25 protein-coding genes and 3 pseudogenes are annotated in these 23,055 nt (G+C 39.6%); all 28 read right to left on the bottom strand.

Annotated features, from left to right (window positions below; genetic code table 11):
• Nucleotides 1-71: pseudogene (locus tag FJR77_RS03885) on the bottom strand (transposase); the annotation flags it as partial.
• 139 nt (nt 72-210) lie between these two features.
• Nucleotides 211-1,014, bottom strand: coding sequence for a Fic/DOC family protein (locus FJR77_RS03895; RefSeq protein ID WP_140833450.1), 804 nt, complete (start codon nt 1,012-1,014; stop codon nt 211-213).
• 142 nt (nt 1,015-1,156) lie between these two features.
• Nucleotides 1,157-1,306: pseudogene (locus FJR77_RS03900) on the bottom strand (DNA cytosine methyltransferase); the annotation flags it as partial.
• Between the two features lie 213 nt (nt 1,307-1,519).
• On the bottom strand, nt 1,520-2,386 hold the full coding sequence (locus tag FJR77_RS03905; protein ID WP_140833448.1) for a hypothetical protein: 867 nt from the start codon (nt 2,384-2,386) through the stop codon (nt 1,520-1,522).
• A 3-nt stretch (nt 2,387-2,389) separates the two neighbouring features.
• The gene (locus FJR77_RS03910; protein WP_140833446.1) at nt 2,390-4,507 is read right to left on the bottom strand and encodes an ATP-binding protein; all 2,118 of its coding nucleotides are present in this window, start codon (nt 4,505-4,507) and stop codon (nt 2,390-2,392) included.
• A 12-nt stretch (nt 4,508-4,519) separates the two neighbouring features.
• Nucleotides 4,520-5,683 (bottom strand): DNA cytosine methyltransferase, encoded by a 1,164-nt coding sequence (locus FJR77_RS03915; protein WP_140833444.1) that lies wholly within the window; start codon nt 5,681-5,683, stop codon nt 4,520-4,522.
• Between the two features lie 75 nt (nt 5,684-5,758).
• Nucleotides 5,759-8,410, bottom strand: a complete 2,652-nt coding sequence (locus FJR77_RS03920) for a valine--tRNA ligase (protein ID WP_140833442.1) — start codon at nt 8,408-8,410, stop codon at nt 5,759-5,761.
• Nucleotides 8,403-8,981 carry an AAA family ATPase gene (locus tag FJR77_RS03925; protein WP_140833440.1) on the bottom strand — a complete coding sequence of 193 codons (579 nt, stop codon included), beginning with the start codon at nt 8,979-8,981 and terminating at the stop codon, nt 8,403-8,405. Before FJR77_RS03925 ends, FJR77_RS03920 begins: the two co-directional genes overlap by 8 nt.
• Entirely contained in the window at nt 8,981-9,541 is a 561-nt protein-coding gene (locus FJR77_RS03930) for a GNAT family N-acetyltransferase (protein WP_140833438.1), read from the bottom strand. Before FJR77_RS03930 ends, FJR77_RS03925 begins: the two co-directional genes overlap by 1 nt.
• 278 nt (nt 9,542-9,819) lie before the next feature.
• Nucleotides 9,820-10,215 carry a helix-hairpin-helix domain-containing protein gene (locus FJR77_RS03935; protein WP_000038631.1) on the bottom strand — a complete coding sequence of 132 codons (396 nt, stop codon included), beginning with the start codon at nt 10,213-10,215 and terminating at the stop codon, nt 9,820-9,822.
• Between the two features lie 95 nt (nt 10,216-10,310).
• Complete coding sequence (locus FJR77_RS03940; protein WP_000119707.1) at nt 10,311-10,565, bottom strand: DUF1912 family protein; 255 nt, start codon at nt 10,563-10,565, stop codon at nt 10,311-10,313.
• Nucleotides 10,566-10,574: 9 nt separating this feature from the next.
• Entirely contained in the window at nt 10,575-11,909 is a 1,335-nt protein-coding gene (locus tag FJR77_RS03945; RefSeq protein WP_140833435.1) for a DUF438 domain-containing protein, read from the bottom strand.
• On the bottom strand, nt 11,909-12,142 hold the full coding sequence (locus FJR77_RS03950) for a DUF1858 domain-containing protein (RefSeq protein WP_000368739.1): 234 nt from the start codon (nt 12,140-12,142) through the stop codon (nt 11,909-11,911). Before FJR77_RS03950 ends, FJR77_RS03945 begins: the two co-directional genes overlap by 1 nt.
• A gap of 265 nt (nt 12,143-12,407) precedes the next feature.
• The gene (locus tag FJR77_RS03955; RefSeq protein ID WP_140833433.1) at nt 12,408-12,590 is read right to left on the bottom strand and encodes a hypothetical protein; all 183 of its coding nucleotides are present in this window, start codon (nt 12,588-12,590) and stop codon (nt 12,408-12,410) included.
• A gap of 1 nt (nt 12,591) precedes the next feature.
• Entirely contained in the window at nt 12,592-13,371 is a 780-nt protein-coding gene (locus FJR77_RS03960) for a hypothetical protein (RefSeq protein WP_140833431.1), read from the bottom strand.
• A gap of 149 nt (nt 13,372-13,520) precedes the next feature.
• Nucleotides 13,521-13,871 carry a 30S ribosome-binding factor RbfA gene (gene rbfA, locus FJR77_RS03965; RefSeq protein ID WP_140833429.1) on the bottom strand — a complete coding sequence of 117 codons (351 nt, stop codon included), beginning with the start codon at nt 13,869-13,871 and terminating at the stop codon, nt 13,521-13,523.
• A 166-nt stretch (nt 13,872-14,037) separates the two neighbouring features.
• Nucleotides 14,038-16,830, bottom strand: coding sequence for a translation initiation factor IF-2 (gene infB, locus FJR77_RS03970; RefSeq protein ID WP_140833427.1), 2,793 nt, complete (start codon nt 16,828-16,830; stop codon nt 14,038-14,040).
• Between the two features lie 16 nt (nt 16,831-16,846).
• Nucleotides 16,847-17,146, bottom strand: a complete 300-nt coding sequence (locus FJR77_RS03975) for a YlxQ-related RNA-binding protein (protein ID WP_001041390.1) — start codon at nt 17,144-17,146, stop codon at nt 16,847-16,849.
• On the bottom strand, nt 17,139-17,432 hold the full coding sequence (gene rnpM, locus FJR77_RS03980; RefSeq protein WP_140833425.1) for an RNase P modulator RnpM: 294 nt from the start codon (nt 17,430-17,432) through the stop codon (nt 17,139-17,141). Before rnpM ends, FJR77_RS03975 begins: the two co-directional genes overlap by 8 nt.
• A 21-nt stretch (nt 17,433-17,453) precedes the next feature.
• Nucleotides 17,454-18,590, bottom strand: a complete 1,137-nt coding sequence (nusA, locus tag FJR77_RS03985) for a transcription termination factor NusA (RefSeq protein WP_000032290.1) — start codon at nt 18,588-18,590, stop codon at nt 17,454-17,456.
• Nucleotides 18,591-18,633: 43 nt separating this feature from the next.
• The gene (rimP, locus tag FJR77_RS03990) at nt 18,634-19,113 is read right to left on the bottom strand and encodes a ribosome maturation factor RimP (RefSeq protein WP_001808691.1); all 480 of its coding nucleotides are present in this window, start codon (nt 19,111-19,113) and stop codon (nt 18,634-18,636) included.
• A 125-nt stretch (nt 19,114-19,238) separates the two neighbouring features.
• Entirely contained in the window at nt 19,239-19,874 is a 636-nt protein-coding gene (gene trmB, locus FJR77_RS03995) for a tRNA (guanosine(46)-N7)-methyltransferase TrmB (RefSeq protein WP_140833423.1), read from the bottom strand.
• Nucleotides 19,871-20,665: a cell cycle regulator CcrZ gene (ccrZ, locus tag FJR77_RS04000; protein ID WP_140833421.1), complete on the bottom strand. Its 795-nt coding sequence runs from the start codon at nt 20,663-20,665 to the stop codon at nt 19,871-19,873. The genes trmB and ccrZ overlap by 4 nt, the downstream gene beginning before the upstream one ends.
• 162 nt (nt 20,666-20,827) lie before the next feature.
• Nucleotides 20,828-21,439 (bottom strand): CPBP family intramembrane glutamic endopeptidase, encoded by a 612-nt coding sequence (locus FJR77_RS04010; RefSeq protein WP_140833417.1) that lies wholly within the window; start codon nt 21,437-21,439, stop codon nt 20,828-20,830.
• 29 nt (nt 21,440-21,468) lie between these two features.
• Nucleotides 21,469-21,717, bottom strand: coding sequence for an immunity protein BlpZ (gene blpZ / locus FJR77_RS04015; RefSeq protein ID WP_140833415.1), 249 nt, complete (start codon nt 21,715-21,717; stop codon nt 21,469-21,471).
• A 40-nt stretch (nt 21,718-21,757) separates the two neighbouring features.
• Nucleotides 21,758-22,447: a CPBP family intramembrane glutamic endopeptidase gene (locus FJR77_RS04020; protein WP_140833413.1), complete on the bottom strand. Its 690-nt coding sequence runs from the start codon at nt 22,445-22,447 to the stop codon at nt 21,758-21,760.
• 28 nt (nt 22,448-22,475) lie between these two features.
• The gene (locus FJR77_RS04025) at nt 22,476-22,796 is read right to left on the bottom strand and encodes a role in replication (RefSeq protein WP_120719178.1); all 321 of its coding nucleotides are present in this window, start codon (nt 22,794-22,796) and stop codon (nt 22,476-22,478) included.
• A 14-nt stretch (nt 22,797-22,810) separates the two neighbouring features.
• Nucleotides 22,811-22,918: pseudogene (locus tag FJR77_RS10275) on the bottom strand (ComC/BlpC family peptide pheromone/bacteriocin); the annotation flags it as partial.
• Nucleotides 22,919-23,055: the final 137 nt, after the last annotated feature.

The following is a 23,055-nucleotide window of genomic DNA, read 5'->3' on the forward strand; positions in this document are numbered from 1 at the left end:
AGCTTCTCTAAGCTATATCCTTGTTTTCTAAGTTCATAGATCTGAACTTTATCATCATAAGTTAATTTCATAATAAAAACACCCCAAAAGTTAGATTTTTTCTGTCTAACTTTTGGGGTGCAGTTCACTGAAACTTTGATGATATACGTTTTCTTGTGAGAATATTTACTTCATTTTTTCCTAAAATTCAATGTTTACTCAGTATTAGGATTATGAAAGATCGATGTCTAAATCTAGATACATTTTTTCTGAAGACAGATCGTTTTGACCACTAAGCAAGAGATTTTCAAAAAAAGCTGTTAAAAACTCAGGACGTCTCTGTAAAATCTTTGCATTATCTAATACCAAGGCATCACGAAAATACTTGGCATGTTGCTGAAACGGTGTATTATCAATATTAAAACCAAACTCACGAAGATACTGAATCAAAAATACCGTTACCGTCCGAGTGTTTCCTTCACGAAATGGATGAATCTGCCAGATTCCTGAAATAAAATGCTGGATTTGTTTAACCACATCCGCCTGAGTTAGTGTCGCATATGCAACTTGTTTTTCCTGATTAAAATCATAATCCAAGGTCATTTGAATCATGGAGTAATCAGAGTAGACAACACTTTCACCATTCAAAACAGGTTCATTCTTTGTGATATTGGTCTGACGAAATTGCCCCACCGGAATAGAGGGTTCAAATATATCTTGAAACAACTCCTTATGAATAGCAAGTAAGGTCGCAGGACTGAAGCTAAAGCCTCTTCGAGACAATAGTTCTACAATACGTAGAGAAACCAAGTCTGCCTCTTCCGTACTTGCATCAATAGTATGGTGATAAGCCGTTGCATCCTCATAAACCTGCTCATAAGTCAGTTCACCCCGAGCCTGTTTCTCAGCCAAAGATTCCATATAAGCTGATGGCACTAGATTGTCAACTTTCTGCAGACCAAAACCTATCCGCCATAAATCACGTTTAGCTTCATAAGACAAGTTTGGGTTGTCAATGTTGTAAGTTGGTTGCATAGAAAGTTCCTTTCAATTGTTTTTCTGTGTCATCGGTAAATGGTGAAATGGGTATGGAATTGGCGTAAATTATAAAAATCCTTCACAATAAGTGCTATGAAGAGACATAATGAAAAAGTTGTATTCAAGATTCCATGCACTCATCTGAAATGTCCGTTGGACGAATGGTTTGATTAAACGAATAAATCTTGCGCACATACTTATCAAATTCATTGGTATACACCACTCTGAACTCGTTGGTCTGTTCAAATCCAAACTCAATTCCCCCAACACCTGAGGAGAATGCTGCAATGTTGTACTTATCAGGTCGGTTCTAACGTAGAGGGTTTGTTGTGTAGTAAGCTGCTTTCTAAAATGTTAGTTATATTAGTAGTATTTTGATAATTGTAAATAATTGTATTTTATCTTTTTATTGGATATTAAAATATCTTTTTGTCCCTATGTTTTTACTTACTCCTGTGGATTTATCAACAATTTCCTCTTATACAATTAGGTACTTTCATCATCAATGTTTGTTATTGATTATTCTTTTTGGTTTTGCTCTTATTAATGCTTTCACTTGTTCTGATAGATGTATCAATGATTTTCTCTCTTCGTTAATTTTCTCTTCTACAATTTGTATACTTTTATCATCGATGTTTGATATTACATAGCCTTTTACATCATTAAATTCTTCTTTAGAATGAGCTAATGAATTACGTTTATCTATCATTTGCATCCAATCATTTAATAATGATGTGTTGTGGGTTATATCACGTTTACTAAGATGATTATTTTTAAAATCTCTATAGAGAGATTTATAATTTCTAGAATCTGTTAAGTCAACATTTAATATTTTTTTTAACTCATATTCTATCTCAGCATTTTCACTCATATACTCTCCTCTAAGAGCATTTAGTTCATCCCACTTTGATAGACTAATTTCAATGGCTTTCTGAAATTCACGTTCAATTACTTCATCGCTGGGAGAGGATAAGTTGATAATCATAGTATTATTTAATAATCCTAGATTATCTTCCTCATTAATTTTTGTTATTACTGTCTCCTTTATCTCATCATAATTTTTTGAATAAAGAATAAAAAATTGCTTATATTTTTCTCGACTTCTTACATCGTTTAAAAATTCAATACCATTATCAATACCATTCTCATATTCTTCTCCTAAATTAAAATCGGATATAAAGAAATCGATTCTTTTAGAAGTATCATCCAAAACTTTTCTGGCATCTCCAATACTTTCACATAAATGACAATTATCTCCTAATAATTGATAACCTTTATCTTCTATAGCTTTTTTTACTATTTTTAAATAATCGTGAAAAGCATCTTCCATCTCATCTTCTAACCAAATAATACTAATATCTCTACGCATTTTCTAATTATCACCTAATTCAATTATAAAGCTTGTTTCTTCCGTATTTGAAACCACATTAATTTCCCATTTAAATTTTTTACAAGTTTGTTTAATTATATACATCCCAACTCCTGTTCCATTCTCTTTAGTAGTAAATCCTAATCTAAAAATATCGTCCTTATTGACTATTTCAGAAGATAATGGCTTATTAGAAGATATAACTAATTTATTTTCTTCATCGATGAATTTAAATATAATTTTATCTGCTAGTTGATCCATAGCATTTATAATAAAATTATCTAGTATCATACCTAAATCAAAAATATGTACTCTGGAAGTATGAGGATTATTTGAAAAATCAATTATAATCTCTAAATTTTTATAAGAAAGACTGTTTAAGTAACTCTTTATATAACTTTTGACATTAATGTATTTCCTTCCTTTTACTTCAGAAGTATTTAATTTGAGTACTTGATTTTTTATTGTAAATAATTTTCCAGAAGATTTTTTTAGACTAACAACATACTCGCTCACTCGTTCAAAATCATCTGTCGATTTAAAATCTGCAACAATTTTTTTATTTACTGAATCTATGTTTTTATACACTCCAGTTAATTCATGAGCCAACAAATTTTGTTGCGCAGAATTATTGCTTCCAATTAAAACATCCTTTCTTTTACTTTCCTCCTCTGCTACGTCTCTAGCTATTTCTGCTTCCTTTTGTTTTATCTCTGCTAATTTTTGGGCTAACTCAGCCTCCTTACGTTGCTGTTCTGCAATTTTTTTATTTTCTTCTGCTTGCTTTCTTTTTTCCTCTGCAAGTTGTTCTTTTCTTTCTAATTTCTTCTTTTCTTCTTGTCGAATTTTTTCCACTTCTTTGCGAACTACACCACCAATACTAACACGTTCACTTATCAACTTATTAACAATTGGTTTTAACAGTTCAATCAATAAAGTTATCCTCTCATCATTTCCTGATAATCCTTCACGATTTGAAGTTGAAATATCCTCCAAGTAATCATTGTCTAAAATATCAAATGAGATTTCCCCTTCTATATAATTACTAAATGCTTGAGTATTATTTAATTGTGGCATAAAATCTGACACTGCTAATTTATCTCTAACATACAGTCTTAGCTGATTAGCCTTATAAACAGTATTTCTTATAAATCTATTATTGGGATCGTTTTTTGTATTTTCAGACGCTTCCACCATATTAATTGTACTGTGAATCCCTATCCAACCAGTCAATTCATAATTAAATTCCTTTGCATCTCCTTGTAAAGTTAAAAACTTCCTTTTCCCTTTCAAATTTATTTTAGTAATGTCTGATGGATTTAATTTTTTTACCTTACGTAATTTGTTGGATACTTGCTCTAAATCTGCATTTATTTTCACTGAGTCATTTAGCAATTTATTTTCAACGATACCTTCAGAAGTTTGAAAAAAAGCATACAAATTTTTAAATCCAATTACTTTAGAAACTTTTGAAAATTCTATCTTCTGTTTTACTCTAGTCTTGTACGCCACTTCGATAACTGCACCAATATTGTTTAACAAATAATAATTAGCCAAAGTCATCTTCAAAGAATCTAACTTTCCCTCTGCAAATCCAGATAAATTAACTCCTACTGATTTTATCAAAGTTCCTGACTCAAACGAATCCCAAACACTTTTATTTTCAATAGATACATCATTAATATCAACACGAATTAATTCAGGAATATCACTATCAGATGCATTTGTGGAGTCTAACATCCAAGCTGTTTCATCTCCTCCCTTCTTAGAAACTATATAATATTTTTTTGACAAAAATAATGTTGCTAATTTTCCTATACCTTTTCTTCCCTTTGTCTTCTCGGAGAATTCTTCGTTTGATATACGTCTATTTCTACCAATCAAGGCGTATTTAGTGGATAAATCTTCATAGCTCATTCCACTACCATTATCTAAAATTTCTAATATCGAATTCTCTTTATCGATAGATTCTATATAGAGCTTAACATTTGTTGCACCAGCATCTAAACCATTAGCTATTAATTCAGATATTGCACTCCAATTATTAGTATACATTTGCTTTCCTAACAAGTTTAAAGCAAAATAAGAGAAGTTGAATGGGATACTATTAGTTTCTATCATAATTAAACGCCTTTATAATTTATTTTCCTTGAAAAAATTTTTTATTCTATTAGCCAGATGAATACTCAAAATAGGAGGCACAGCATTTCCAATTTGAGTATTGATAGCTTGCAATCCACCTACAAATTTATAATTATCTGGAAAAGATTGAATTCTTGCCCCTTCTCTAGCCGTCAAGGCTCTGTTTTGTTCAGGATGAATGCAACGAAGAGAAGATGGTGTTGATAAATTATTTGTAATGGTAGTAGAAGGTCTATCCCACCACAATCTACCGTAAGTATTGTTATAGCCAGAAGTCAGGTATAAATCTTTATCTAAAATACCATCTTCTACCATTCTATTTATATCATTCTTACCTTGTCCTTCCTTAAGTGCAGCTATAATTTTCTGCAATCTTTGTCCATGATTACGACTTACATGATTAAATAATTGATCTTGATTACCTCTCATTAAAATTTGATAATCTGTTTGCGGATCTTCCACATATTGGTCCGCTCTGTCATTATTTCCTAAACTAGGTAAATCTCCAATAGCATCTCTTAAATTGAAGGGATTTTCAGAAGTACACTTTTCTGGAAAACTCCATTCAAACTCAATATTTAAATCATTTCTTACACCAATCAAAAAGACGCGTTCTCTATTTTGTGGAACACCGTAATCCTTAGCATTAAGTAATTCTGTATAAACGCTATATCCATGAACATCTCCAAAGCTAGATAAATCTTTAAAACTTTCTTTTACATTTCGAATAATTGGGCCATTTTGCTCGTTTTTCATGGTTAGCAAACCATAAACATTTTCAAAAACAAACATTTTAGGTTGGATAAATGAAAGTATCCTTCTATATTCACGATACATTTTTGCTCTCTTATCATACTGTCTCTTGCCAACCGTACTAAAGGACTGACAAGGTGGGCCACCAATAACTATATCAACTCTTTTTGAACTGATTCCTTTGGATTTTAAAAATTGTTCATCTATATTAGCAATGTCTTCCTCAATCATAGTAACTCTAGGATAATTTTGTCTGAAAGCTTCTGCTGCATCATGATTGAATTCATTTGCAAATCTAATGTTAAAGTCATTTCGGGAAACAAATTTATTATTTTTAATTGTATTCTGAAAGCCAAAAGTCAATCCTCCAGCACCAGAAAATAAATCTACAACTTCTATCATTTCTTACCCTTTTCAAAAAATATTCTCAGTTTCCATTATACCAAAAAAACACGGCTCATCACCGTGTTTCTGTGTTTATTTAACGAGTTTCTTCATCTCATCGATACGTGCTACGGTCGCATCGTATTTAGCTTGGTAGTCGGCTTGTTTGTCGCGTTCTTTTTGGACGACTTCTGGTTTGGCATTGGCTACGAAGCGTTCGTTAGAGAGCTTCTTGCCGACCATATCCAATTCTTTTTGCCATTTAGCGAGTTCCTTGTCGAGACGAGCCAGTTCTTCTTCGACATTGAGGAGGTCTGCCAGTGGCAAGTAGATTTCTGCTCCTGTGATGACGCTTGACATAGCAAGTTCAGGTGCAGGAATAGTTGATGCGATTTCCAAGTGTTCTGGATTTGTGAAGCGTTTGATATAGTTGACATTGCTGTTAAAGAAGGCTTCCAAGTCGCTATCGCTTGTCTTAACAAGGATGGTAATTGGCTTGCTTGGTGCTACATTTACTTCTGCACGCGCATTACGAACAGCACGAATCAAGTCTTTGAGGCTTTCCACACCTGTGTGAGCAGCCAAGTCTTCAAAGGCTGGGTTAACAGTTGGGTATTCTGCTGTCACGATAGAGCCTTCTGAGATTTGTCCAAAGATTTCCTCTGTCACAAATGGCATGATTGGGTGAAGGAGACGAAGGATCTTGTCCAGAGTGTAAAGGAGAACAGAACGTGTGATGACTTTCTCTTCTTCGTTATCGCTATAAAGGACTTCCTTGGTCAATTCAACGTACCAGTCCGCAAACTCATCCCAGATGAAGTTGTAGAGGATGTGGCCAGCCACACCAAACTCAAACTTATCAAAGTTAGCAGTAGCTTTTCCGATGGTTTCATTGAGGTTGTGGAGAATCCAGCGGTCTGTAACGTTTCCAGCTTCCTTGTTAACAACTTTTTCCACATTGGCAGTTGCTTGCTCAAGAGTCAAGCCTTCATTGTTCATGAGGATGTAGCGAGAGATGTTCCAGATCTTGTTAATGAAGTTCCATGAAGCATCCATTTTCTCGTAAGAGAAGCGGACGTCTTGCCCTGGTGCAGAACCGTTTGAAAGGAACCAACGAAGGCTATCTGTTCCGTACTTATCAATAACATCCATTGGATCAATCCCGTTACCGAGAGATTTCGACATCTTACGGCCTTCCTCATCACGAATGAGACCATGAATCAAGGCATTTTTGAATGGCGACTTGCCAGTAAATTCCAAACCTTGGAAAATCATTCGAGATACCCAGAACGGGATAATATCATAACCAGTCACCAAAGTTGATGTTGGATAATAACGTTTGAAGTCTGCTGAGTCGACATCAGGCCAGCCCATGGTTGAGAATGGCCAAAGGGCAGAACTAAACCAAGTATCCAATACATCTTCGTCCTGAGTCCATCCGTCACCTTCTGGCGCTTCTTCACCGACATACATTTCACCCTCAGCATTGTACCAAGCAGGGATTTGGTGACCCCACCAGAGCTGACGAGAGATTACCCAGTCGTGGACATTTTCCATCCATTGAAGGAAAGTATCGTTGAAACGAGGTGGGTAGAATTCGACCTTGTCCTCTGTGTCTTGGTTGGCAATAGCATTCTTGGCCAATTGGTCCATCTTGACGAACCATTGCGTTGACAAGCGTGGTTCGACCACAACACCTGTACGTTCTGAGTGACCAACACTGTGGACACGTTTTTCGATTTTAACGAGGGCACCGATTTCTTCCAGCTTAGCAACGACCGCCTTACGAGCTTCAAAACGGTCCATGCCTGCAAATTCAAAGGCCAAGTCATTCATAGTTCCGTCATCGTTCATGACGTTGACTTGTGGCAAGTTATGGCGTTGACCAACCAAGAAGTCGTTTGGATCATGGGCAGGTGTGATTTTCACGACACCTGTACCAAACTCAGGATCAGCATGCTCATCTCCAACGATTGGGATGAGTTTATTAGCAATTGGAAGGATGACGTTTTTATCGATCAAGTCCTTGTAGCGTGGGTCTTCTGGATTGACCGCAACGGCAACGTCCCCAAACATAGTCTCAGGACGAGTTGTCGCCACTTCAAGAGCGCGTGAGCCATCTTCCAGCATGTAGTTCATGTGGTAGAAGGCACCTTCCACATCCTTATGGATAACTTCGATATCAGAAAGGGCAGTGCGAGCTGCTGGGTCCCAGTTGATGATGAATTCACCACGATAGATCCAACCTTTCTTGTAAAGGTCCACAAAGACCTTACGAACAGCTTTTGACAAACCTTCGTCAAGAGTGAAACGCTCACGAGAGTAGTCTACAGAGAGCCCCATCTTGCCCCATTGTTCCTTGATAGTAGTGGCATATTCGTCTTTCCATTCCCAGACCTTGTCGAGGAATTTTTCACGACCTAGGTCATAACGCGTAATACCCTCACCACGTAAGCGCTCCTCAACCTTAGCCTGAGTCGCAATCCCAGCGTGGTCCATACCAGGAAGCCAAAGCGTATCAAAACCTTGCATGCGTTTTTGACGGATAATGATATCTTGCAACGTTGTATCCCAAGCGTGACCAAGGTGGAGTTTCCCAGTTACGTTTGGTGGTGGAATCACGATTGAATAAGGCTTAGCCTTTTGATCTCCTGAAGGCTTGAAAACATCTTCGTCAAGCCATTTTTGGTAACGACCAGCCTCAACCTCGGCTGGATTGTATTTAGGTGAAAGTTCTTTAGACATGTGTTTGTCCTTTCTCTATTTTGTTCATTTTATTTTGAATTTGCTTAGCAGCTTCTTCTGCAGACAAATTCGTATTATTTATTTTAAGGTAGTGGTACAACTCATTCGGTTGATGTTGGGAATTTAATTGAAGTGTTTCAGCGGTCTCTAAAATTTCTCTTTCAGATACCTCAATATGTCGTTTTAAGGGTTTGTGCTTTAATCGATTCTCCGTTCGATTTCGATGTAAGCGCTCCTCAAGACTTGTTTCCAACTCCACAAAAAGAATCTCTTGATGATAGTCATCCAACAAATCCTGAATTTGCTTCAAATACAGCAGCTGGTACTGATTTGAAAAATCAATTACGTCTGTTAAAATTACTGATCGCTGATTTCTTGCACTTGTTCCAAGAAAAGAAAAGGTGATCCCACGAACAAATTCCCACATTTCCTCTGTAAAGTCCTGATAGATTTCTAGTGCAAAATCGATGGCTTGATGGTTATAAAAGAGGGTAGAATCCGTCAGTCGAGATAGTTCTTGACCAATGGTCATTTTCCCAGAAGCCGGAGCCCCAATGATGAAAAGATGCATCAAATCACCTCCCACTCACTTTTCAGCAAACCATATATCAGACTGTCACAGCGGTTTCTTTGAACATCCTTTCTGTCTCTTATTCGAGCTTCGAGGGTAAATCTAAGCTTTTCTGCGACTCGTTGACTTTGGACATTGGAGCCAAAACAAGTTAGCTCAATCTTGTGAAGACCTAATTCTTTAAAGCCTAGGTCAATCAAAGCTCGCGCTGCTTCTGGTACATAACCTCGTCCCCAATAGTCTGGGTGCAAGGTATAGCCAATCTCCAGTACATTGTCTTCGTGCCGATGGTTGAAATCAACAGAGCCGATGACTTTATCGGTTCCTTTGACGACAATTCCGTAGCCAGCTGGGAGATTTTCCTTTTGATTGCGCTCGGGTAGAATATGCTCCAGATAGTAAATCTCATCTTCCAAGGTCTTGACGGGTAGAAAACCTGCTGGGTAGGCGACCTCTGGGAGACTAGCGTAGGCATAAATATCTTCGGCATCCGCCACCGTACGGACGCGTAAGACAAGCCGTTCGGTTTCTAATCGTTCTGGCAGTTCAGTTCTTGTCATCCTTATACCTCGCTTTCTACAAAAAATCATCCCTGCCATCTACATGACAGGGACGAATGTATTTATCCGCGGTACCACCCAATTTCGGGCAAGGCCCGCAACTCTCGTCTTTAAAACAAAAAGACACTTTTATTTCAATTTTTCATCCATTAGCAACTAGTTTTGACACATTTGTGGACTTCTCAGCACCGCCACTTTCTGTAAAATGTGGGATTCAAAACACCTCTAATGGCTCTATTGTAGCAAGATTTTTTCGGAAATGCAAGGAACAAGAAAAATTACTTGAACTTGATGCCGTTTTCTTTCAATTTCTTAATGGTAGCTGGGCCGATTCCTTTCAAGGCAAGGAGTTCTTTTTCAGTCCAATTTTTGAAATCTGAAGCAGACTTGATTCCTTCATCATAGAAGGTTTTAGCACGGTCAAGTGGAAGTCCACCCAAGTTTGCTGCAAAATCTTCTACAGAATTGGCTACTTTTTGAGCTTGCTCTTTGGTAGCTTCTACTGCTTGTTCAACTTTTTTAGAAACAGCCTTACCAGCTTCGCTTGCTGACTGCTCAGCACGTTTTACGACTTTCTTTGTCTCTTCTACAACCTTAGTCACAGTACTTGAAAAGGCACCTGCTCGACGGAGGCTATTTCGTAATTGTTTTTTACGATTGAGTTTCTTTGACATGATAAAATCCTTTCAATAAAAAACCCCTGCTCTGACAAGGATTTAATATAAATATTCTATCAAGATTTTAGTAAAAAATCAAGAATCTATCTCATTTAATAATTCCGCTCACCAAACAATCCCTCTGGTAAATCATGGAATCCCTTACCTGCTTTGAAGTTTTCAAACTTACCAAGCAAGAACTGATAAGCATCCAAACGACTTTCGTAGCGAATCATGGCATCTTTGGCACGCTCGTCCTGGTCTTCTTCGTAAACTTTTTGACTTTCCTTGTGCGCCATGTCGTTAATCATGATTTGGGTATTGACCCAAGCTTCAAATTCCTTCATAAATTCTTGTTCGTAACTCATTTTTTCTCCTTATTCTAATCCACGGAAATAGTCCGTATCAATCTCACGGTAGGGCTGGATATCCTGAACGTATTCTAGCACACCTTGGAATTCTCCCTCTTCATCGTGCACTGCAGCATAAGTGATGTGGACAAACTTGCCTCGCGACTCTGACTTGAACCACATTTCATACTTGTCTTTGCTTCCCTCACGAAGTCCCTTCATGATGGTCTTGACCTTGTCCAAGTACTTAGGTGGATGGCAAAGTTCAACATTGCGCCCAACTTGGGACGGTGTCCGTTTGAAAATCATCTCGTCAGCTGGTGTATTGTCATTGTAATACTGGAAAATATCATCTTTATTGACAAAGGTAATCTCCATAGGGAGATGATTGAGGATGAGATTGGCCTGCTCGACTGAGAGATAGCCATTACCAAAAGCCTGTTGACTATGGCGGTCCAGCACTGCTTCCTTTTCCTTAGGGGTAAAGGTAATGGTAAACTGCCCTTCTGGCGTATCAATAACTTGTTGCACTTGGCCTTCAGCTGTATCTAGTTGCACGGGCTCCTCTGCACTCTTTTCCTCAACGAAGCTCTGTCGTTCTGGAACCCATTTCTCAGACGGGCGGATGATGGCATAACCATAGGCATCGCTCTCCCCCGCAATCTGAAGCCAGTCATCCTGAGTAAAGGACTCAAGGAGAATCATGAGAAGGATGGACTCTTCCTTGAAAATCATACTTTCAAACTCTGTCGCAAAAGCTTCAAAAGCTTCTTTTACAGTGCTAATCGACACTTCTGGTAATGAGTTGGCTGTCGCTAAAACTGTTTGAAAGAGTTCCCTGATCTGATCATCCACTCCCCACATAACTTTAGGAGGTGAGTCGTGTCCATAGCGCTCCATGATAGGAAAGAAGAGTTCTTCCTTACGCTGGTAGTGGATGTCAAATTGCCCCAAAAGTCCCATCTGACGCACCAAACCCTTTCGCATCTCCGCAAGCATTTCTTCATCTTCCATAGACTCATAGGTATCTAACAATCTACGAATGCGAATTAAAGCTGCACGGAGAGCCAGATTTTCTTCTTTGAAAATCCGAACTGGGTGGCCTGGATGCTCAGTATCCTCTACTTCGACACCTTTGATAGCATTTTTAAAAAGATTGGCATGGACATCACAAAGTTCCATAACATCTTCAAAGGTGACACCTGAGTCTGAGTTCATCAGCTCGTGCTCCATGAGAGAAATCTCGATGGCTGAAACACCTGTAAAAGTCGCATCAAAGCGCCCCTGAACTGATTCAGGAGAGGCGCCATTATGCAATTCTAACAAAATATCCCGTAGGACATGAATCCGTTCATCTGCCATTAGTCTAACCCAATCACTTCGTAGCCATTCGCTTCCAGAGTGCGAACAATCTTGTCCATAGGAGTTCCTTCAAGCTTAGAACCCTGCTTAAGCGATACTTTGCGACCGACTGTGTTGCGCATCAAAGGATTGGCAAGGGGTTTAAAACCCAGCTCCACTAGGATTTCCAAGACTTCTGGATGCTTGTCCACCACTTCTGCAACGGGAATTGACACATCGATGATATTATCCATGACGACCTCCATTGAATGTTCTAAAATGATTTTACTGCTTTTATTATACCACAAGGAAAGAGATTAAAAAACTAGCAGTAAAGTTCCTGCTAGTTATCTGCGACTTGGATTAGTATCTAAATAAGCTTAAAGAGCCAATCCAATATCTTAAATAATAGCTTGTAAAACAGCAATTGGACTGCAAAAGAGATGATCATCCACAGGAATTTCATAATTCCAATAATCGGTTTGATAAAAATAATGGCAAGAAGTCCCCAGAAAAATTTCATTTTTTATCCTCTGACTTGATGAGCCACCGAGCCGTATCCATTAACTTGTCTGCAATAAAGAGTTTCCCAAAACCGACAACGGAATGGTCATCTTTCTTTATCGTTTTCATTACTTTTACACCTTGCATGGTCAAAAAGTAATTCCCGTAAGTTTTAGCTAGAGTTTTTATAAGTCCCATATTACTCACCTTCGATGATTTCAGCTTCTTTTCGGATAGTATCAATATCTATTTGATACTGCCCTTCATTATAATTAACTAATTTGGATAATTCCTTTTGCAGTCTTTCCCCCATCGGCTTCATGGTCGCAAAGGTTAAGCCACCAGAAAGGACACCTCCTAAAATAGGAATCACTTTTCCCATTCCCTTAGCCAAGCCTCCCTTTGTCAAGCTGACTCCAAAAATTTTCAAAACTTTTTCCAGAATAGGATACCAAAGTGTCTTTGTCAAAGCTTTCTGCGGAATCGTCTTCATCACATGCTTGGCAACTGTTACACCTCCAGAGCGAAGTAAAGCCCCTGCTCCATTTACCCCTAGCATGACACCGAGATAAAGCAAGAGTGTATTTTGAGCATCCTCGCTCAATTCATCACGGGATTCCCAAAGATCATCAAATCCATAAATATAGCCTAGTTCTTGGGCCAACTTTAATGAAAAAGCATAAAACTGAACTACATCTGTTGGAATAGTGATTGCCATGGCAATACCACCAGGTAAACCTGCCAAAATCGAAGTCCCGCTTGCTCGTAGAACATTGTCCTTAATACAGGTCTTAGCAACTCGATCCAAATTTTCCTTTGTTAACAAAGAGGTCGGACCTTTTTCCAATAATGTAGCAATATCCTTTCGATCTAACTCTTTAGAAAACTTGTCAACTAAAAATTTTTCTCGATCAACTTTGACCATGGGTAATTTCACCACTTGTTGCAGCACTTGCATCGCTAACTCTTGTTTGCCCATCTCTATCTCCATTTATCATTCGTATTAAACTTTATCATATCATACTATAAGGTATTTACAAATTTTTTAAACTGTTTTTTGCAATTACAAATACAGCTATTGATATCTAGAAGAATCCAAGCACCAAAAAAGAGGGTTACCCCTCTTCTTTAGTTTTTATCCAGATTGCGTAGCATCTCGTCAATCTTGTTTCCATACTCGATGGACTCGTCTTTGACGAAGGTCAAATCTGGGATTTTGTATAATTTCAAATTGCAACCAAGTTCACGTTTGATGGTCCCAGTTGCTTTTTCAAGCCCGATTTGAGCTTTCTGATTATCCGAAGCAAGGTTACTCAAAATGGTGTAGTAAACCTTGGCAACAGACAAGTCTCCTAGCATCTGAACATCTGTGATGGTTACCCCTTGGACACGCGGATCACGGACTTTCTTTTGCAAAATCTCATTGACTTCACGCTTGATTTCCATGCCCACACGATCCGTACGGAAATGATTTGCCATGATATTCCTTTCTCTACTTTGAACCAAAAGCTAGGCCAGCAGACCTAGCTATTTCTATTAGATAGAGAAACTAGAGCCATTTGAATCTAGGAAACAAGCCTTAGATAGAACTGAGGGTTCATCAAGGCGCTGTTGACGACGAGTCAAATGAGCTATCGTTTCTCTATTATCTCTTGATTTCTTCCATGACATAAGCCTCAATAACATCATCCATCTTGATATCATTATAACCGTCAATCATCAATCCACCTTCACGACCGTTTGTAACTTCTTTAACGTCGTCTTTGTAGTGTTTCAAGCTTGCGAGTTCACCGTCATAGATAACAACACCGTCACGGATAACACGGACTTTAGAGTCACGGGTAACCTTACCGTTGATAACCATAAATCCACCGATAGTTCCCACTTTAGATACCTTGAAGGTCTCACGGATAAGAGCTTCACCGATGATTTTTTCTTCGAATTCCGGATCAAGCATCCCTTTCATAGCTTCTTCCATCTCTTCGATAACTTTGTAGATAATGCTGTGGAGACGGATTTCTACATCGTCAGCATCGGCTTGTTGACGAGCTTGTGGTGTAGGACGTACGTTAAAACCAACGATAAAGGCATTTGAAGCTTCTGCAAGGGTCACGTCTGATTCGTTGATAGCACCGACCGCAGAGTGAACGATGGTAACTTTGACACCTTCCACGTCGATCTTTTGAAGTGAGGCAGAAAGGGCTTCAACAGAACCTTGTACATCGGCCTTGATGATGACGTTAACTGACTTGAGTTCACCAGCTTTAAGGGTATCAAAGAGATTTTCAAGGCTAACACGTTGTGTAGCTTGACGTTGTTTCATGAGGGCACGTTTGGCACGCTCTTCACCTGCTGCACGCGCAGATTTTTCATCCTCATAAACGGCAAAGTGGTCACCTGCCATTGGCGCTTCATTCAAACCTGTGATTGAAACTGGTGTTGATGGACCTGCTACCTTAACACGACGACCAAGGTCGTTGGTCATAGCACGGACACGACCGAAGGTATTTCCGACAACGATTGGGTCTTGGACATTCAAGGTACCTTGTTGAACAAGAAGGGTTGCGACCGCACCTTTTCCTTTATCCAAGCGAGCTTCTATAACTGTACCGATCGCACGCACTGTTGGGTCTGCCTTAAGTTCTTGGATTTCAGCCACAAGAAGGACTGTTTCCAACAATTCTTCGATGTTTTGGTTGAATTTAGCTGAGATTTCAACAAATTCAGAATCTCCACCCCAAGCTGTTGACATAACACCATGCTCAGCCAATTCACCGATAACGCGTTCTGGGTTAGCACCTGGTTTATCAATCTTGTTAATGGCTACGATGATTGGAACGTTGGCCGCTTTTGAGTGGTTGATGGCTTCAATGGTCTGAGGCATAACACCATCATCTGCCGCTACGACCAAGATCGTAATATCGGTAACAGAAGCACCACGTGCACGCATAGATGTAAAGGCCGCGTGTCCTGGTGTGTCAAGGAAGGTAATCTTCTTGCCATTTTCAACGATTTGGTAGGCACCGATATGCTGCGTGATACCACCTGCTTCACCTGTCGCAACACGAGAGTTACGAAGGGTATCTAGAAGTGTTGTTTTACCGTGGTCAACGTGTCCCATGATGGTTACAACTGGTGGACGCTCAACCAATTCATCTTCATTGAGATAACCATCTTCGACAAAGAAACGTTCGATGTCGGCATTATCCACTTCAACCTTTTGTTTGGCTTCGATACCATAATCTACCATGAGGAGTTCAATTGTTTCCCCATCCAAGGATTGGTTTTGTGTGGCCATGACACCCATCATAAAGAGTTTCTTAACGATTTCAGCTGGTTCACGTTTGATACGTTTTGCGATTTCCGCAACAGTCATACCATCTGTATATTCAAATTCTGTTGGCAATTCATGGAATTTACGCTCCGTAACAGGTTTTGGAGTCTGATTACGGTTGTTCTTGTTATTGCCTTTTTTGTTCTTTTTGTTGTTATTCCAGTTACTATTCTTTTGATTTCTCACTTGATTTTGACTACTTCGATTCTTTTGTTGTTTTCTAGGACCATCTTCTTCGTGATCGAAATCATCACGTTCTTTGTCTGGTCGAGCTTGCTTCTTACGACGTGTATCCACTGGTGCTTCTTTAGCTACAGGAGCTGTTTCAAGCACTGCTTGAACTTGTTGCGCTTGTTCAGCTAACTTAGCCACTTCTTCAAAGATTTCCTCTGGCTCCTTGCGTTTGTTAGCTTGGGCCAAGGCTTCTTTGGCAGCCTGAGTCTGCTTGAAACGTTCCTCACTTGAACGGGCATATTCTGCATTTTGCTCTGCTTTTAGGGCCGCTGCACGGGCTTTAAAGTCAACACGTGGAGCCGCTTGATTTGGACGTTTGTCCTCTTGCTGACGACGATCGTTTCCACGATTTTGCTGACCTTGCTGTTTCTTAGCTTGGTCATTAAAGCGACGATTGTCGCGGTTTCCTTGACCTTGTTTTCCACCATTACGGCCGTCGTTTTTCTGACGGTTTCCGTTTTGTTGTTGGTCACGGTTATTGCCTTTATTTTGCTTGCGTCGTTCTGCCTGCTCTTTGGCACGGGCTTCACGCTCAGCCTTGAAATTACGGCTTTGCGGTTTAGCTGCTACTTTGTCTGCCTTCGGAGCGACTGGCTCAGCAGGTTTTGCCTCTTCCTTAGCTACAGCTGGTTTAGCTGGCTCAGATTTTTCGGCTTTCTTTTCTGCACTTGCTTTTGGTGCTGCAGGTTTTGCTTCTGCTTTCGGAGCAGCTGCAGGCTTAAAGCTGGCAGCGATTTTTGCAGCGACAGCTTCTTCCACACTTGATGAGTGGCTTTTCACATCCAAGCCCAACTCTTTTGCACGCGCTACAACTTCTTTACTTTCTTTTCCAAGTTCTTTTGCGATTTCGTACAATCTTTTCTTAGACAAATCATGTCCTCCTCTTCTATTCCATAAGAGACCTCATTTTCTTTGTAAATCCAGCATCTGTCACAGCCAAAACCTTTCTCGATTTCCCGACTGCTATGCTTAATTCCAGTGTTGAAAACACGGTTACAATTTCTACTTGATAATAATGACTTTTATCTTGAATCTTCTTGGTCAGATTGGGTCCAGCATCATGGGCTAGAAAGACCAACTTGGCCTTGCCGTCTTGAATGGCCTTGACCACCAATTCTTCACCCGATATGATCCGCCCTGCTCGCTGAGCGAGTCCCAAGAGATTACTTATCTTTTGCTTATTCAAGTCCTAACTCTCTTCTTTTCACTTTGTGATCCACATAAGCGATCAACTTGTCATAAAAGCTTTCATCCACTTCCATGCTAAAGCTGCGGTTAAAGACCTTCTTCTTTTTCGCCTCTAGGGCTTCTGCATTGTCTAGTTTGATATAAGCGCCACGGCCATTGGCCTTGCCTGTCGGATCGATAAAGACTTGTCCTTCCTTGTTTTTGACAATGCGGAGCAAATCCCGCTTATCAATCACTTCATTGGACACGACAGACTTGCGCAAAGGGATTTTTCTCGTTTTCATCTTTCCCTCCTCTAGCAGCTTTTATTCTTCTACAGTATCGTTTTCTGCTTCCAAATCTACCGAACCAGCTTCTTCCATGGCTTCAAATTCGCTAGCAGACTTGATATCGATACGGTAACCAGTCAAGTGAGCCGCCAAGCGCACGTTTTGTCCACGACGACCAATGGCAAGAGAAAGCTTGTTATCAGGAACAACCACCAAAGCACGTTTGCTGTCGTTTTCGTCAAAGATAACTTGGTCAACCTCTGCAGGAGCAATGGCATTGTAGATAAATTCAGCTGGATCTGCTACCCACTCGATAACATCGATGTTTTCTTCGATTGGAACCATACGATCGCTCTTAGCATCGTAGCGAGCTGGGTGGAATTTGCTAGTAATTTTCTTGATGTTAGCACCACCACGTCCAACGATTGTACCAATAGCGTCCACGTTTGGATTGTGGCTACGAACTGCAACCTTAGTACGGTCGCCAGCTTCACGAGCCACGCTCATAATCTCAACAGTTCCGTCATAGACCTCAGGAATTTCTTGTTCCATCAAACGTTTGATCATTTCTGGATGGCTACGGCTAACAAAGACGTTCACACCACGAGGGTTGTCTTCAACCTTGTAAACATAGACTTCAATACGATCATGAGAAGCAAAAACTTCTCCAGGAATTTGGTCTTGTTTTGACAATTGGGCTTCGATGCTACCAAGGTTGACATAGATAAAGCGGTTGTCAAAGCGTTCTACTGTACCAGACATGATTTCTTGTTCATGCTCTTTGTAAGTATTGTAAGTGATGGCACGTGTTTGCTTGCGCATTTTTTCCATGATGGTTTGTTTGGCAGATTGGGCTGCTACACGACCAAACTCACCTGGTGCTTCTTCAAACTTGATTTTGTCCCCAAGCTCATAGGCTGAATTAATGGCAAGAGCATCTTTCAAGCTGATTTCCAAACGGCTATCAAATACTTCATCTACAACTTCACGGACAGTATAAACGGTAAAATCACCTGTTTTTTCGTTGAAGTCAATAGCTACACTGTCTGATTGACCATAGCGTCTGCGATAAGCGGAACGAAGCGACTCTACTACTGCGTCGATGATATCTTCTTTTTTGATTCCCTTGTCTTCTTCCAAAATGCGGAAGGCCTCTAGCATTTCTTTACTCATGTTTTCTTCACTTTTGAATTCTCAAAAGCTATCCTTTCTTTTTCTATAATTTAACTGCTAAACGTGCTTTTGATACCAAACTGTATGGAATTTGGACGGTTTTCTTACGCGTCTTGTCCATATATTCCATAGTCAACTCGTCCTCTTCGAAGGCCAACAAGGTTCCTTCAAAGACCTTTTGCTTATCGATGGCTTGGTAGAGCCCGACATGGATGTATTTCCCAACCGCTCCAGCGACGGCATCCTTGGTTTTCAAAGGACGTTCCAAGCCTGGACTGGTGATTTCTAGGAAATATTGTTCTGGGAAGGGATCTGGCTTGATGGTGTCTAGGACAGGACTGATAATTTCTGTCAAGTCTGCCGTGTCGTTCAAGGTAATTCCTTCAGGTTTATCTACAAAAATACTGAGAATCATGTCACTGCCAATCTTTCCATACTCGATATCAACGAGTTCGAAAGGCGCTTCTATGACAGGTTCTACAACTTCTCTGACTAATTCTACGATTGTTGCGATTGCGTCCACCTCCTCATAAGCAAGAGGCGAAGATATTTCCCCGCCTCACTTTTCATATTCTTACTCTTAGTATAACACGTTTGCCAACTTATGTAAAGCAAAAGCACTTATACAGCCTGATTTCAGGCTTTTTCTTAAAATTCTGCCTCAACTCGGTAGATAACTTGCCCCTTGTTGGAGAATTTTTGCTCGTATTCTGTCATGACATTGCCTTCAAAATCACTGGCATGCAAATCTAGCCAGACACCATTGAGCTTCATGCCATACTGAGAAAAGCTCACTAAACTGTACTCAAACAAGCCACGGTTATCCGTCTTGAAATGAATTTCTCCATTTTCAGGCAAGATACGCTTGAAGGTATCCAAGAAGGTCTTGTATGTCAAACGACGCTTTTCATGGCGTTTTTTCGGCCAAGGATCTGAAAAGTTCAGATACAAGCGATCAATCTCACCGTCTTCAAAGTAGTCAGTCAAGTCAGAACCATCTACCCACAAGAGCTTGATATTAGGAACTCCAACTTCAAGCACCTTGTCCAAAGCGTAGCTCAAAACAGACTTTTGAATATCAATCCCGATATAGTTGATATCAGGGTTTTGCTTGGCCATACCTGAAACAAAGGCACCCTTTCCACTTCCAACTTCCACATGAATGGGATTATCATTGTCAAATAAGTCCCGCCATTTCCCCTTGGCTTCCAAGGGATTGAGGACCACATACTGGGGATTTGCCTCTAGTAATTCTGTCGCCCCTTTACGATTTCTAACTCTCATCTTCTCTTTCCATACTTGTCTCGGAAGTGACGCAGGTCATGAATCTCCCGATTGACATTTTCTAAATCTTGGTTCATATAATACTTGGAAATCTGGCTCAAGTAAGACAATTGACCGTACCAATACAATTTATTTAATACCGTTTGATTGTACTTGTAACCGTAGTAGGTCAACCATTCCTTCCACTGATGTTCTGGAATATAATGGCAGAGCATATGGGCCACATCAAACATGCGGTCGGTCAAGCGAACCGAATCCCAATCTACCAAATAAATCAAGCCACTATCTGTCTCAATCCAATTACTATGTCGTACATCTCCATGGACAATGGTCGCATAGTCCTCTCTAAATCCTGGAATAGTCTGACGTAAATCAGCCATCACTTCACTGATAAAATGATTTTTACGCAAAGCATCTGGAGCCGTTTCTTGCCAAGACTGCAGTAAATCTACAGGTGTTTCCATGGCATAGCCCAAGCGACTCAACTGTGTCATCAATGGACGTGAGCGATGAAGGCGGGTTAAAATATTGACGATTTGTTTACGATTCATATCATAGGGGGTCAATATTTTGCCTGTCAACCATTCTTGAGCACACATATCACGCCCATCTGCCAAACGGCGACTCCATAATAATTGTGGAGCAATTTGTTCTCTAGCTAGACCAGGTAGGATTGGAGAGGTGTTCATTTTTACAAAGATGCGCTTCCCATCAGGATAGCTACCCATATAAGCTTTGCCACTTTTCCCAGGTATGGGAGTCAGTGTTAGCTCATTATCACCCAAATCCATTTCTTTCCTCCGTATAAAGTTTCCTTACTATTCTACTAGTTTTTGGCCTATTCGTCAACCGCTCCACACCCGATTCTCAAAGAAAGGCCTCTCAATTGGCTGGGGCTATCATTATAGCCTGAAAAAGGCAAGCACCGTCTTCTGCTTACCTTTTCATGATTTTTATAAATAATATAAGAGTGGCCAAGCATTGTAAAACATGTGAACTAGAGTAGAAACCCATAGGTTTTGGCTCTTTTTATAAGCAAAGCCCAGTAACAAGCCCCCAAGTAGATAAAAAATAAACGAAGGTACATTAGAAGGACCATGCATAAAAGAAAAGAGAGAGGAAGTTAGCACAAGCCCTAACCAAGAATTGTCAAAAACTGCACCTTGAAGAAGTCCTCTGAAAATGAGTTCCTCCTGGATTGGTCCAAAAACTGAGGAAGTCAAAATCAAAGACAGAGAAATTCCTCTGCTGACTTCAGCCAAGTGTTGAACTCCTGCGCCAGAAGAAACAGCAAAGAATTTAATATAAACCAGCGTCTCAAGCACACTTAGAAGAAAGATTGCAATGAAAAGCAAAAGGTCTTTCTTGCTTAACATCCCAAAAGAAATCATTTCAAATTTTCTAGCATAAGCAACACTCATCGAGGTTACAAGAAGACTTACAATAATCAATGCAGATTCATTTTGAAAAAAATCCCCATGGTTAATCGTATAAGGAACTGTAATGACAATTATTAGTACTAAAAATCCAATGCACAAGGCATGAAATTTATCAAAAAACTCCATAAAATTATCCTCCTCACCAAACAGACTTCCTACGCGTCATCCTTGAGCTCTAACCTTTCCAAAACAAACCATTTGAGTAACCAAAATCCGACCACATAGCCAGCCCCTAAGAAGATAGCTGTTAAAGATAGCACGGGATTTAGGAAATAAAAGACTACAACAGATACAAAGGTTAGCACAAAAACATTAAAGACAATGGTGTCAGAAGCCAAGACTAGAATATAGGGCGTCAACCAGTCTAAGGTTTTTGAATCTAGGAAAAATAAGTGTTTATACATGATGACCTCCTCTATGGCTGAAAAGCAAGCCTTGGTTTTTTTACCCCAAGACTCTGTGTAAAAAAGTCAGCAAAAATGGTAAGTTTGCAATGATATTATTAACAATATGAATCGAATAAGAAGGATAGATACTCTTCGTATAACGTGTTAGACAGGCAAATAGACAGCCCACTGCCGTATAGACAAAAATATCTGCGAGACTTGGCAAGCTAGAAAAGTGGGGCAAGGCAAATAAGAATGACGGAAAGAGAAGATCCAGCCCCCACCTCGAATTCTTAAAGAAGGCATGTTGAAGCAATCCCCTACATACCAATTCTTCCATCAGAGGTCCTAGTACGATTAAGGTTAGGTAAACACCAAACTCCGCAAAATTTGTCTCACTATAGGCAATAAACAAATTCCAACCTTCATTGGTCCCCTGAACGTGTTTAGCTGTCAGATAGTTAAAGCAGATAAGTACAACAGCGGCTAACACCGTCAGAACAGAATAGCTCAACCACTTTTTCCTAGGGATGCGAAAGAGATAAGCATGGCCCGACCTGACCAAAATCCAAATCATCAAGCATATAAAGAGAAGGCTGATGATGTTTCGAATCCAGATAAGATTTCCTACCCAAGACGAGAACTCCCAATAATTGCTCCAAAATTGGGTCGTCCAAGACAGTCCGAAAAACAGAAACAAATAAGAAAGAATGGCACTCGTTTTGAAAAGAATAGCGTGTTTTTTCATAGCTTTCTCCATTACAATTAAATGATATCTAATCATTTTCTAAAATTTGATAACTTTTGTGAAATGTTTTAGCAGAAATAACTCTATGATTGGTGATATCTATATAATCACCTGGATAACCAAGAACATACATCCCATAACCAGCGAATCCTCCTCCAGCTGTTCCAACTAGACCAAACTTGATATTCGTTGCGAGAGAAGTGTTAAGACCTGCCATTAGAATGCGCACATGATTATCCAACCAAACCATATAATTTTTTTGAAAAGCTTCCTCTACCCAACTTGGTTTAGGAGTTGCTTGACCAATTTCCCAAACATCAACAATTTGATTCCCATATTTTGCCTTCATAGCTTCAATCCTTTTTAAATACCATTACATGAGTTTGGAGTTCCCCCAATACCATAAGGACTACATGGTTTTGAAGGATGTATAATAGACCACTTACCATTTAATTGCTCCAAAATTGGGTTGTCCAAAACAATCCAAAAAACAAAAATAAATAAGAAAGAATTGCACTCGCTTTGAAAAGAATAGGATGTTTTTCATAGAAATCCTCCCTACTATCTACAAGACAGTAGCTAGCCTAATACCTCCTCTTGCCAGACCA

The organism is Streptococcus shenyangsis (genome assembly GCF_006385785.1).
GTDB classification, from domain to species: domain Bacteria; phylum Bacillota; class Bacilli; order Lactobacillales; family Streptococcaceae; genus Streptococcus; species Streptococcus shenyangsis.